Here is a 12,009-nt window from a genome sequence, read left to right as displayed (position 1 = left end):
GAGAGCGCAATGGCTCGCATGAAATTTGTCTGTGATGCAGAACGGTGTATCGAGTGCAATAGCTGCGTCACCGCCTGCAAGAACGAACACGAAGTGCCGTGGGGCGTGAACCGCCGCCGCGTGGTCACGCTCAATGACGGCGTGCCCGGCGAGAAGTCCATCTCGGTGGCCTGCATGCACTGCAGCGACGCGCCCTGTATGGCCGTGTGTCCCGTGAACTGCTTCTACCGCACCGATGAAGGCGTGGTCCTGCACAACAAGGACACCTGTATCGGCTGTGGCTACTGCTCGTACGCCTGTCCGTTCGGCGCCCCGCAGTTCCCCTCGCAGGGCAGCTTCGGCGTGCGCGGCAAGATGGACAAGTGCACGTTCTGCGCCGGCGGCCCCGAGGCGCACGGCAGCGCCGAAGAGTTCGAGAAGTACGGCCGCAACCGCCTTGCCGAAGGCAAGCTGCCCGCCTGTGCCGAGATGTGCTCGACCAAGGCCCTGCTCGCCGGCGACGGCGACGTCGTGGCCGACATCTTCCGCACCCGCGTGCTGCATCGTGGCAAGGGCGCCGAAGTCTGGGGCTGGGGCACCGCCTACGGCTCGCAGCAGGCCGGCCAGCCGCCGCAGCAAGGCACCGACGCGAAGGCCAAGCCATGATCGCGCGCCTCGTCCTTCTCGCGGGGGTCCTGGCGCTCACGGCCTGCACCGAGCAGCCCCAGAAGATGCAGCACACCGACGTCGGCGGCAAGCCGCTGTACGACGGCACGGGCAGCAACTTCATGGCCTCGGGCTGGAAGCCGGGCGACAAGAACAGTTGGCAGCAAGAGCTGAAAACCCGCGCCCAGCGCGGCCAGAACGAATACACGAAAGTGTATTGACCGGGAGTTCGCCATGATACGGTCACTCTTCGCAGCACTGGTGATCAGCACCGCGGCCCTCGCGCCCGCGGCGGCTCAGAACGCCTCGCCGCCTCCGGGCGGCGGCCTGGGCCACATCCAGAGCACCAATATCTTCGAGGTCAAGCCCGACGCCAATCAGCTGCCGGGCTATACCGAGCAGACCAACGCCGAGCGCGCCAAGGTCCAGCCGGGCAACAACGCGCCGTTCTGGCGTCAGGTCAACTCGGGCGAGCCGGGCTACTCCAGCCTGCCCAAGAGCCAGGCGCCCGAAGCCGGCATCCTGATCCAGCGTTTCGTGCAGTACCCGGGTTCCGACTACACCACGGCGGGCGAAGCCTGGCGCCAGGTGCGCAACCACTGGATCATTCCTTATGGCGGCGGCCTGCTGCTGATCGCGCTCGTCGCGATCCTGCTGTTCTATTTCGGCAAGGGTTCGATCAAGCTGCACGACAAGCCCACCGGCCGGCGCATCGAGCGCTTCACGTACTTCGAGCGTGCCGCCCATTGGGTCAACGCCGCGGCCTTCGTGATCCTGGCGCTATCCGGCATCGTGATGGCGTTCGGCAAGTTCTTCCTGTTGCCGATCATGGGCAGCGCCCTGTTCGGCTGGATGACCTGGGTGCTGAAGACGGTGCACAACTTCGTCGGGCCGGTTTTCGCCGTGTCGCTCGTGGTCGTGCTGATCACCTTCTTCAAGGACAACATCCCGCGCCGCTACGATCTGCTGTGGCTCAAGAAAGGCGGCGGCCTGCTGACCGGCGATCATGTGCCCTCGCACCGCTTCAACGCGGGCGAGAAGATCATGTTCTGGGGCGGCATGCTGTTCCTGGGCCTGATCTCGGTGTTTTCGGGCCTGTTCCTCGACATGGTCGTGCCGGGCCTGAGCTACACCCGCGGCAACATGCAGATCGCACACATGATCCACGGCGTCGCCGTGCTCCTCATGACCTGCATGATCATGGGCCATATCTACCTGGGCACCATCGGCATGCAAGGCGCGTTCAAGGCCATGAAAACCGGCTATGTCGACGAGACCTGGGCGCGTGAGCACCACGAGTACTGGTACGACGACATCAAGGACGGCAAGATCCCGGCCCAGCGCACCCCCGATAAAGATGCCAAGACCAGCCCGACGCGGCCGGCCGGCGCCTGATGCAGAACCAGGAGTCAGCATGAAGAAGATCGTCGCAATGCTTTTCGTGATGGCCGCGGCGCCGGCGTTTGCCAAGCTGCCCGCGCCCACGCCCGAAGCCAAGGCCCGCGCGGACGAAGCCTCCGCCAAGGCGGCCTGGGCCGCCAAGGTCGATGCGTTCCAGCTGTGCGAAGCGCAGGATCGCGTGGCCTCCGTGTATTACGAGCAGGCCAAGGCCAACGGCAAGACCACGCGTCCGCCGGTGCCGACCGCCGGCTGCACGGACCCCGGTCCCTTCGCCTATGTGAAGCCCGAGGAAAAGCCGCTCGAAACCGGCGGCGCGCATTCGCCGGCAGGCAATGCCACTCAGCCGCCCAACAACGCCACGCCGCAGGCTCAGCCGCAGTCCGAGCAGAAGCCCGAAGCGCAGACGAAGTAAGGCCGTGTCACTGCGCCGGTTCGCCGGCGCGTGGCGCAATGAAACGAGCCCGGCCATGGTGCCGGGCTCGTTTCATTGAAGCCGTCGTTACCCCGCGGCCCGGCGGCCGGGCTTGTCGGCTTTGTCGGGAAAGTCCCACCAGGGCAGCATGCGGCTCAAGGACAGCACCTCACCACTGCGCACGGGCGTGTAGCCCGGCATGCGGGCGAGCCGCTCCTGCCAGGCGTCGCCCTGCAGCAGCGCGAGCAAGGCTTGCGTGGCGGGCAGCTCCAGCGTGGACTTGAGGCACACCAGGAAGTAGTTTTCGGTGATGAGCGGCACGAAGTCCAGCCGCTCGTGTACCGCCGTGGAGGCGATGCCCAGGCCCGCGTCGGCGCTGCCGGACGCCACGGCGTGGGCCACGGCCTTGTGCGAGGGCTCGGTGCGCGTGTAGCCGGTGATGGCGCCGCCATCGATGCCGGCCTCTTCGAGCAACTCGTCGAACAGCACGCGCGTACCCGTGCCGAGGCCACGGTTGACGTAGCGCAGGCCGGGCTGCAGCAGATCCTGCAGCGTGCGCAGCCCGCGCGGATTGCCGCGCGGCACGATCAGGCCCTGCTGGCGCTGGGCGAAGCCGATGATCTTGTGCTGACCGGGTTGCAGCAGCGGCTTGTAGGCGCGCTCGCTGCGCGATCCCGGCACCGGCTGCTGCCGGGTATGGAAGCCCGCCATCACGCAACGGCCTTCATTGAGCGCGCTGATGGCGTCGAGGCTGCCCACATACGAGACGTCGAGGTGCAGCTTGGCCAGGTCGACCGCATGCTCCTGCAATGCGGCCAGCGCGTCGTCATGACTGGCGTAGAGCGGCACCACGTGCGCGGCGTTGTCGAAGGCCACGGCGAAGGTGCGCTCGAGCTCGGCATGCAGCGCGCTGATCTGCGGCGCGAGCCGCGCCTGGGCCTGGCGCTCAGCCCACAGCAGCTTCTCGCCGAACTCATTGAGCCGCGCCGGCTGGCCCTTGTCCCAGACGATCAGCGTGCGCCCGAGGATCTGCTCCCAGCGCTTGAGCTCGCCCCAGACGTGCCGATACGACATCCCCAGGGCCTTGGCCGCGGACGAGATGGACCCGTGCTCGCGCACCGCGACCAGCAGGTCCATCAGCGCGTTACGGATCAGGGCCGGCCGCGCGTCGTCGGCGCCCAGCAGATAGTTCAATTCGATTCGATGCACGGCGGCGAGTATGCCAGAGTGTTTGCCCCCACGCTGCGCCTTCGGCTTGCTGCCCCCCGAGGGGGCGCGCCCACCTTGGGGCGGCCCGGCGGTGGGCGGGGGCCTTGCCGACAGCTGCCGTAAAGCTTAGCGCCCCTCGTCACGGCACGCTATGCAAATCAGTTCATATGGCCGCCCGCCACGCCATGCGATACCCTCGCGCGTACTGGCAAACCCCTATGAATACATTTTCCGAAAGCATTCTGACCGCGCTGCGGCTCATCACGAGCTTCGATCCGCTGCTGCTGTCCATCGTGGGCCGTTCGCTCGCCGTGAGCGTGACGGCCTGTGCGCTCGCCTGTGCCCTGGGCATGGTCGCGGGCGCATGGCTGGGCGTGGCGCGCTTTCGCGGGCAGTCCATCGTTCATACCCTGCTGAACACCTCGCTCGCCCTGCCCTCCGTCGTGGTCGGCCTGATCGTGTATCTGCTGCTGTCGCATTCGGGCCCGCTGGGCTTTCTGGGCTGGCTGTTTTCGTTCAAGGCCATGGTGCTGGCGCAGACCATCCTGGTGCTGCCGTTCGTCACGGCGCTGGTGCGCCAGACCGTGGGCGATGCCGAGAGCGGCCACGGCGAACAGCTGCGCTCGCTCGGCGCGGGCGCGTTTTCGCGCAGCCTGCTGCTGCTCTGGGACGAGCGCTTCGCGCTGATCACGATCGTGATCGCGGCCTTCGGCCGTGCCGTCTCGGAGGTGGGTGCGGTGATGGTGGTGGGCGGCAACATCGATGGCTATACGCGCGTGATGACGACGGCCATCGCGCTGGAAACCAGCAAGGGCGATCTGCCCATGGCGATGGCGCTCGGCATCGTGCTGCTCGCCGTCGTGCTGTTGCTCAACGTGCTGGGCGCGCAGGTGCGGCGCTGGCGCGAACGCCGCGACGCCGGTCTGCGCGGGATCGCCACGCTGGCGCCCGAAGCGCCATGACGGTGCTGTTCGAACTCGAGGCGGCGCAGGTGCGCTACGGCGCCGTGCAGGCGCTGCGCGGGGTGGACCTCAGCATCCGCGCCGGCGAGCGGATCGCGCTGGTCGGCGCCAATGGCAGCGGCAAGAGCACGCTGCTGCGCGTGCTCAACGGGCTCGCCCGCCCCAGCGCCGGTGTGGCGCGATGCCTGCCGGCCGCGCGCCAGGCCATGGTGTTCCAGCATCCCTACATGCTGCGCACATCGGTGCTCAACAACGTGCGGCTCGGGCTCTGGCTGCGCGGCACGCCCTGGCGTGCCACCCGTGCGTGCGCGGCCCGGGCGCTGGAACGCGTCGAACTCGCCGAGCTCGCCGGACGCAACGCGCGCGGCCTGTCGGGCGGCCAGAAGCAGCGCCTGGCCCTGGCCCGCGCCTGGGCGCTGGCGCCCGATGCCCTGCTGCTCGACGAGCCCACCGCCAGTCTCGATCCGCACGCCAAGCGCGAGGTCGAGCGCCTGATGCAGGACTTCGGCGCCGAGGCCCAGCCGCGCGCCACCATGATTTTCGCCAGCCACAATCTCGGCCAGGTCCAGCGCCTGGCCGACCGCGTCGTGTATCTGGACGGCGGCCGCATCCTGGCCGACCTCGCCGTGCACGACTTTTTCAACGGTCCGCTACCCGAGACCGCCAGCCTGTTCCTCAAGGGAGAACGCATCTTATGACTCTGCACAAGACCCTGCGCCGCGGCGCCGCCCTCACCTGTCTGGCCGCCCTGCTGGGCCTGGCATCGACCGCGCGTGCGGAGACGATCACGATGGCGTCCACCACCTCGACCGAGCAGTCCGGCCTGTTCGCGCATCTGTTGCCCGCCTTCAAGAAAGACAGCGGCATCGACATCAAGGTCGTGGCGCAAGGCACCGGCCAGGCGCTCGACACGGCCCGCCGCGGCGACGCCGATGTCGTGTTCGTGCACGACCAGGCGGCCGAAGAGAAATTCGTGTCCGAGGGCTATGCGCAGAAGCGCTACCCGGTCATGTACAACGACTTCGTGCTGATCGGACCGGCCAAGGACCCCGCGAAGGCGCAGGGCAACGACATCGTGGCCGCGCTCAACAAGCTGGCGGCGGCCAACGCGCCCTTCATCTCGCGCGGCGACAAGAGCGGCACGCACGCCGCCGAACTGCGCTACTGGAAGCAGGCGGGCGTCGAGAACAAGGGCTCCGGCTACAAGGAATGCGGCTGCGGCATGGGCCCGGCGCTCAACATGGCGTCGTCCACCAATGGCTACGTCCTGTCCGACCGCGGCACCTGGCTCAGCTTCAAGAATCCGGGCGACCTGAAGGTGCTGGTCGAGGGCGACAAGCGCCTCTTCAACCAATACGGCGTGATGGTGGTCGATCCCGCCAAGCACGCGCACGTGAAGTCGGCCGCCGCGCAGAAGTTCGTGGATTGGGTGACCTCGAAGGCCGGCCAGGACACGATCGCCAGCTACAAGATCAACGGCCAGCAACTGTTCTTCCCGAACGCACAGAAGTGATGCAGTGAGGCGGGCGGCCGGCGAACCGGCGGCTGGCGGTCCGGCGGCAGCCGTGCCGCCCGCTTCCGCGGCGGCTTGAGGGTGTGGCGGCCGCCGTCAGTCTTTCCGCCGTCAGCCCTTCCGCCGTCAGGCCGGCCGCGTCACCTGCGCGAGCGGCCACGCATGGGCCTGCACCAGGTCCGCGATGCCGGCGTAATCGTTCAGTCCCACCCACGGCAGCGCACAGCCCGCGGGCGGCGCCACGTCGCTGGCGATCGCGCCGATGCTGGGATCGTCGGGATACAGCCAGGGCTTGCCGTTGGCCGCGCGATGCACCTCGATCTTGATGTGCGGATTGCGCTTGAACCCCTCGATCAGCACCAGATCCACCGGACTCATGTGGGCCAGCAGCTCGGGCAGCTCGGGCTCCGGCGCGCCGTTGAGCTCATGCATCAATGCCCAGCGCGACGCCGACGCGATCAGCACCTCGCTCGCGCCCGCCTCGCGGTGGCGGTACGAATCCTTGCCGGGCACATCGATATCGAAGGTATGGTGGGCGTGCTTGAGCGTGGACACGGACTGCCCACGCGCTTTCAGCACCGGAATCAGGGCAGTCAGCAGCTGGGTCTTGCCCGCGCCGCTCCAGCCGGCAAAGCCGATCACTCGGGTCATCAGCGCACCGCCTTACAGCAGACCGTCGAACGGCAGCACATCCACCAGCTCGCCGGCCTCGATGTTGCCCTTGTCGTGCCCGAGCACGAGCAGGCCGTTGGCCTGGCTCATGCTGCGCAGGATGCCCGAGCCCTGCGAGCCGGTGACCGACACATGCCAGTTGCCGTCGTCCGCGCGCGACACGATGGCGCGCTGAAACTCGGTGCGGCCCGGCTTCTTGCGGATCGGCCGGGGCGACACGCAACGCAACAGCGGCAGCACCTGCGGCGTGGCACCGCTCATGGCGAGCAGCGCGTCGCGCACCAGCGCATAGAACGTGACCATCACGGCCACCGGGTTGCCGGGCAGGCCGAACAGGATCGCCTCGCCGATGCGGCCGATGGCCATGGGCCGGCCGGGTCGCATCGCGATCTTCCAGAACAGCACATCGCCCAGGTCGGCCATGACCTTCTTGGTGTAATCGGCCTCGCCCACGCTCACGCCGCCGGAGGTGATCACCACGTCGGCGTCGGCGGCGGCGCGGCCGAAGGCCTCGCGCAGCGCGGCCTCGTCGTCGTGCACCACGCCCATGTCGATCACGTCGACGCCCAGGCGTTGCAGCATGCACCAGAGGGTGTAGCGGTTGCTGTCGTAGACGCAGCCTTCGTCGAGCGTCTCGCCGATCGAGCGCAGCTCGCTGCCGGTGGAGAAGAACGCCACGCGCAGGCGGCGCCGCACGGGGACCTCGCCCTGGCCCAGCGACGCCAGCATGCCGATGTCGGCCGGACGCAGCACGCGGCCCGCCGACAGCGCGGGCTCGCCCCGCGCGAGATCCTCGCCCGCAAGACGGCGGTTATCGCCGGCGCGCAGCACGCCGGCCGGAATGGCGATGTCGTCGCCCTGCTGGCGCACGAACTCCTGGGGGATCACGGTGTCCAGGCCCGCGGGCATGACCGCGCCCGTCATGATGCGCACGCACTGGCCCGGCTGAACCGTGCCGTGGAACGCCTCGCCCGCCAGGCCGCTGCCCACGACCTGCAGCACCGTGTCGCCGTCGGCGCGCAGGTCGGTGCCGTAGAGGGCATAGCCATCCATCGCGGAGTTGTCGTGCGCGGGCACGTCGATGCCCGAGACGATATCGCGCGCCAGCACCCGGCCCAGTGCGCTGCGCAACGGCACGCTTTCGGTGGTCTGCAGGCGCGGGACCAGGCGGTCGATGAACTCGCGCGCCTGATCGATCGGCAGCGCGTCGGGATCGTAGCCGTTGACACAGGATGCGATGGCCGCGAGGCTGGGGGGAAGCGTGGTACTCATGATTGGAGCTGATGCAATTCGGTGAGGGTGTTGGCGCCCGTGAAGGCGCGCACGTCGTCGAACATGACCTGGACGCAGGCGTGGCTGTCGGCCCAGCGCTCGACCTTGCCCTGCCCGGCGTGCAGGAACACGAGCAGGCCGTCGAGCAGCGAGGCGCGCATCAGCATGAACACGGGCTGGGTGCGCACGCCGTCGCCGTCGGGCGTGACCACCATCGCGATCTCGGCGCCGGCCTCTTCCAGTGCCGCGGCCAGGCGCTCGACCAAATCGAGCGGAAACAGCGGCGTGTCGCAGGGCACGGTGACCAGGTAGTCGGTCTCGCAGCGCTCCAGGCCGGCCGCCACGCCCGCCAGCGGGCCGGCGAAATCGCCGGTGGCGTCGGGCCAGACCGGCACGCCCATCGATTCGTAGGCGCCCAGATTGCGGTTGGCGTTGATCATGATGGCGCCTACCTGCGGGCCGAGTCTGAGCAGCGCATGCATCGCCATCGGGATGCCCTGAAAATTCTGCAGGCCCTTGTCGACGTTGCCCATGCGGCTGCCCCGGCCACCTGCCAGGATCAGGCCAGTGATTTGGTTTTTATCTATCATCGGATCGGTTTGGGGCTGGCGCGCACGCGCGCGCGGTGATGGGGGCAGTATACCGGGTCACCCCGCCCGCCCTGCCCGCGCGGCTCAGAGGCGCAGCCAGCCACGCCGCGCCGCGTGATGCAGCGCAAGCCCCACCAGAAACCCCGCGGCCACGTTCCAGATGCAGACGGCGGCACAGGCCAGCACCACCACACGCTCTGCGCGCTCGCCCGGCAAGGGGCCGGTGCCCAGCGCGAGTTGCAGACCGGTCACGAAGAGCAGCACGCCGAGCACCGCGGGCGGAAACAGCGCGAACAGGGTCGTCACCGCGCCGCTGAAGAACAGCGCCAGCGCCAGCAGGATGGCGCCGAGGATCACGACCGAGCCGCCCGTGCGCGCGCCGAAGGCCACATGGCCCGCCATGCCGCCCGCGCCATGGCACATCGGCACGCCGCCCGCCACGCCCGAGAACAGGTTCATGAGGCCGGTCGACACCGACATGCGCCCGGCGGACACCGGGCGCGCCGGAAAGAGGCGGTTGTTTTCCTGGGTGATGGCCAGGATGGCGTTGCCCAGCGTGAGCGGAATCTGCGGCAGCGCCAGCAGCACCACCCCCACGAAGACCTCGTTCCAGCTCACGCCGCTCAGCTCGACCGTGGGCAGACGAAACGCGATCGGCATCGCCGCCAGCCGGCTCAGCAGCTCGGGCTGGCGCCAGGCGCCGACCGCCGCGCCGAACACCAGCACCGCGAACATGGCCGGCATGCGCCGGTTGCCGATCAGGCTGAGTGTGAGCACGCCGGCCAGCACGGCAAGCACCAGATCGCCCTGCATCATCTTGATGCCCTGCAACATGAAGCCCACGCCCAGACCCAGCATGATGGCGGCGACCACGGACGGCGGCACCCAGCGCGCCACGTGGCGCATCGCCCCGCTGGCGCCGAGCACCAGCCAGGTCAGGCCGGTGGCCAGCGCGGCCACGTGCACCGCGCCCGGCGTGACCACGGCCGTCTGCACGGCCTGGATCGAGGCCACCGCGCCGATCGCCTTCATGGGTTGCACGGGGATGGGCGTGCGATACACCAGACCGCAGACCAGCATGGCGACGCCGAAGGCGAACAGCACCCCGAGCGGATCCATGCCGAGCACGCCGATGTACGCGGCCACGAACGGGATCAGGGTGCCGAGGTCGCCGAACGCGCCCGCCCACTCCATGCGATCGTAGCGATTGCGCGGCGGGCGGTTGAGCGTCGGGTCGTCGGCGTGCGGCTCGTGCGAGCCGGCGCCGCCGTTGCCGGAATCGGCCATGGTTGCGTCCAGGAACAAGGGCGCGCCGGTGAGGCGGCAGCCCGGAGAGCGCATTGTAGAAGACCCGGCCTGACCTGACGCGCGGGTAGAATCGGCCGGGGTCAGATATCTCAGAGAAGCATCATGAGCGACACGTTTACCCCCGACGAACTCCATGCGCTGCGCGAACACGGCGTCGTGGTCCACGCCGGACGCGTCCTGTACGGCGTGCAGCCCGCGCTGTCGCAGGCCCGCATCGACGAGATCGAAGCGCTGTGCGCCGCCCCGCTGCCGCCGGCCCTCCTGGCGCTATGGCGCAAGACCGCCGGTGGCGAGTTGGCCTACGACCTGCGCGCCACCATGGATGGCAACGAAGAAGCCTTGAGCTGGTCGGAGCTGTTCTACGACGGCAGCGAGCACTATCGCGATCTCCAGGGCTGGATCGAGCACGAGCAGGAGTGCGCCGAAGAAGCGGCCGAAGAGAGCGGCACCGAATCGGACGGCAAGCTGCGCTACCTGCCGGTTGGCGGTTTCGAATACTGCGACCGCATCTACGTCGTGGTCGCGCCCGGCCCGCAGTACGGCAGCGTCGTGGCCTGGAAGCGCGGCCTGCCGGGCTGGACTCACACGCTGCAGCAGGATGCCGTCGTCACCTTCGCCGACGACCTGGACGGCGCGTTCGCCGCGCTGAGCCTCGAAGAAGACCCCGAAACCAATCTCGACAGCCCGGGGGTGTTCCTGCTCGAGTATCTCGACGAGCGCGTCGAGTCCGCCGGTCTGCCGCAGGCGCTGGCGGACAAGCTGGTGGCGTTCTACCGCCGCGCCATGCTGGATTGGCGTGCCCCGCTGGCCGACGGCAGCCTGCTGCGCGAGCCCCGCCTGGCCTCGCTCGCGCTGGCGCACGCCATCGCGCAGGACGACGCCGCGCTGGTGCGGCAGCTCGCGGCGCTCGGCATGCGCTTCGATGCGCCGTTGCGCGGCAGCGCCACGCCCGTCGACGTGGCCCTGGTGGGCCATGCGGAGGCGGCGGCGCGTGCACTGATCGAGGCCGGCGCGGCGGTGCCGGCCGATGCGCTCACGCACGTCGACAGACAACCCGACCCCGCGCTGGTCGCGCTGTTGCTGGACCGGGGCGCGACGCCCGATGGCCTTGCCATGGCCAAGTGCGTGGCCTGCGGCAGTCCCGAGTCGGCCCGCCTGGTGGCGCGGGCCGCGGGCCCGGGCATCAGCGCGTCGTTCGAGGAGGCGCGCACGGCGCTGGCGGCCGACTACAAGGAAAGCCTGCGCCGCGTGCGCACCGGTAAACTCAGCCACTACCTGGGCGAAGCCGGTCTGGCCGAGCGCCTCGACAACCTGAAGACATTCACGGCATGACATTCCGCTTCCTCCCCGCGTTCGCCCTGTGCATGACCGCCCTCGCCGCTCAGGCGGCGCCCTCGTTCGATTGCGCCAAGGCCAAGAGCGCCGTCGAGAAGGCCATCTGCGCCGATCCGGCCATGGCCACGGCGGATGCCAACATCGCACGCCTATACGGCGAGGCGCGCAAGACCTTCGACGACACGACCGCCAAGGCGCTCACCGCCGACCAGCGTTATTTCATCGGGACTCGCGACGAGGCCTATGCGCGGCCCTTCAACAAGGAGACCGGCGCCGAGGAGCTCGCCGAACAGCTGCGCTGGCGCGAGGCGTTTTTTCGCGCGCTCGATCACCGCCCACGCAAGGATGCGGCCGGCGTGTGGGGCAACCTGCCCGGTTTGGTGACCATCAAGAAGAACGCCGACGGCACCTGGCAACACGAGGCCTCGTCGGCGCAACCGCATAACGCGCGCTGGCTTTGCCAGACCAAGGGGCCGCTGCGCGCCGAGGGCGATGCCCTGGTGTTCAAAGACCCCGAGAACGAAGGCTGGGTCCTGACCTTCAAGCGCGTTGGCGCGGCGCTCGTGGTCGAAGAAACGAACTCGGGTCCGGACAGTTATGGTCCGCCCTATTGCGGCCACAACGGCCGGCTGGCCGGCACGTACTTTCCGGTGAAGTAGCCGGCGCCGGTTGGATCGGCATGCGCCGACG

At 68.9% G+C, this 12,009-nt stretch carries 14 protein-coding genes; 9 read left to right on the top strand and 5 right to left on the bottom strand.

All coding sequences use genetic code 11. The annotated features are described in order from the left end of the window. Positions 1-9 precede the first annotated feature (9 nt). The 4 genes from fdh3B to CEK29_RS11490 are packed head-to-tail and all read left to right on the top strand — an operon-like array spanning position 10 to position 2,458. Positions 10-645, top strand: coding sequence for a formate dehydrogenase FDH3 subunit beta (gene fdh3B / locus CEK29_RS11505; RefSeq protein ID WP_094858156.1), 636 nt, complete (start codon positions 10-12; stop codon positions 643-645). Further along, positions 642-866: a hypothetical protein gene (locus tag CEK29_RS11500; RefSeq protein ID WP_094799902.1), complete on the top strand. Its 225-nt coding sequence runs from the start codon at positions 642-644 to the stop codon at positions 864-866. Before fdh3B ends, CEK29_RS11500 begins: the two co-directional genes overlap by 4 nt. A gap of 13 nt (positions 867-879) precedes the next feature. After that, positions 880-2,040 (top strand): formate dehydrogenase subunit gamma, encoded by a 1,161-nt coding sequence (locus CEK29_RS11495; protein WP_094858155.1) that lies wholly within the window; start codon positions 880-882, stop codon positions 2,038-2,040. Between the two features lie 19 nt (positions 2,041-2,059). Then, complete coding sequence (locus tag CEK29_RS11490) at positions 2,060-2,458, top strand: hypothetical protein (RefSeq protein ID WP_094799900.1); 399 nt, start codon at positions 2,060-2,062, stop codon at positions 2,456-2,458. Positions 2,459-2,545: 87 nt separating this feature from the next. Here the strand turns inward: CEK29_RS11490 and CEK29_RS11485 are convergent, their stop codons facing one another. Further along, positions 2,546-3,667 (bottom strand): substrate-binding domain-containing protein, encoded by a 1,122-nt coding sequence (locus tag CEK29_RS11485; RefSeq protein WP_094799899.1) that lies wholly within the window; start codon positions 3,665-3,667, stop codon positions 2,546-2,548. A 218-nt stretch (positions 3,668-3,885) separates the two neighbouring features. On the opposite strand from CEK29_RS11485, the gene CEK29_RS11480 reads away from it, so the two are divergent. From CEK29_RS11480 to CEK29_RS11470, 3 genes are read left to right on the top strand one after another with little or no spacing between them, the layout of a single operon-like run. Then, entirely contained in the window at positions 3,886-4,629 is a 744-nt protein-coding gene (locus CEK29_RS11480; RefSeq protein ID WP_094858154.1) for an ABC transporter permease, read from the top strand. Beyond that, the gene (locus CEK29_RS11475; protein WP_094858153.1) at positions 4,626-5,327 is read left to right on the top strand and encodes an ATP-binding cassette domain-containing protein; all 702 of its coding nucleotides are present in this window, start codon (positions 4,626-4,628) and stop codon (positions 5,325-5,327) included. Before CEK29_RS11480 ends, CEK29_RS11475 begins: the two co-directional genes overlap by 4 nt. After that, on the top strand, positions 5,324-6,142 hold the full coding sequence (locus CEK29_RS11470; RefSeq protein WP_094799896.1) for an extracellular solute-binding protein: 819 nt from the start codon (positions 5,324-5,326) through the stop codon (positions 6,140-6,142). Before CEK29_RS11475 ends, CEK29_RS11470 begins: the two co-directional genes overlap by 4 nt. Before the next feature lie 126 nt (positions 6,143-6,268). On the opposite strand, the gene mobB is transcribed toward CEK29_RS11470, so the two are convergent. The 4 genes from mobB to CEK29_RS11450 all read right to left on the bottom strand — a co-directional run bounded on the left by mobB (position 6,269) and on the right by CEK29_RS11450 (position 9,963). After that, complete coding sequence (gene mobB / locus CEK29_RS11465; RefSeq protein WP_094799895.1) at positions 6,269-6,793, bottom strand: molybdopterin-guanine dinucleotide biosynthesis protein B; 525 nt, start codon at positions 6,791-6,793, stop codon at positions 6,269-6,271. Between the two features lie 12 nt (positions 6,794-6,805). Then, complete coding sequence (gene moeA / locus CEK29_RS11460) at positions 6,806-8,086, bottom strand: molybdopterin molybdotransferase MoeA (protein WP_094799894.1); 1,281 nt, start codon at positions 8,084-8,086, stop codon at positions 6,806-6,808. Further along, the gene (gene mobA / locus CEK29_RS11455; RefSeq protein WP_094799893.1) at positions 8,083-8,676 is read right to left on the bottom strand and encodes a molybdenum cofactor guanylyltransferase MobA; all 594 of its coding nucleotides are present in this window, start codon (positions 8,674-8,676) and stop codon (positions 8,083-8,085) included. The genes moeA and mobA overlap by 4 nt, the downstream gene beginning before the upstream one ends. 84 nt (positions 8,677-8,760) lie before the next feature. Continuing rightward, positions 8,761-9,963 carry a putative sulfate/molybdate transporter gene (locus tag CEK29_RS11450; RefSeq protein ID WP_094858152.1) on the bottom strand — a complete coding sequence of 401 codons (1,203 nt, stop codon included), beginning with the start codon at positions 9,961-9,963 and terminating at the stop codon, positions 8,761-8,763. 123 nt (positions 9,964-10,086) lie between these two features. Here CEK29_RS11450 and CEK29_RS11445 point away from each other — a divergent pair, with 123 nt between their 5' ends. Then, entirely contained in the window at positions 10,087-11,316 is a 1,230-nt protein-coding gene (locus tag CEK29_RS11445) for an SMI1/KNR4 family protein (protein ID WP_094858151.1), read from the top strand. Then, positions 11,313-11,978 carry a lysozyme inhibitor LprI family protein gene (locus CEK29_RS11440; protein WP_094858150.1) on the top strand — a complete coding sequence of 222 codons (666 nt, stop codon included), beginning with the start codon at positions 11,313-11,315 and terminating at the stop codon, positions 11,976-11,978. Before CEK29_RS11445 ends, CEK29_RS11440 begins: the two co-directional genes overlap by 4 nt. The last annotated feature ends 31 nt before the right edge of the window (positions 11,979-12,009 follow it).

Source organism: Bordetella genomosp. 5 (assembly GCF_002261475.1).
Taxonomy (GTDB): Bacteria; Pseudomonadota; Gammaproteobacteria; order Burkholderiales; family Burkholderiaceae_B; genus Bordetella.
This window is presented reverse-complemented; position numbering and strand designations above follow the sequence as displayed.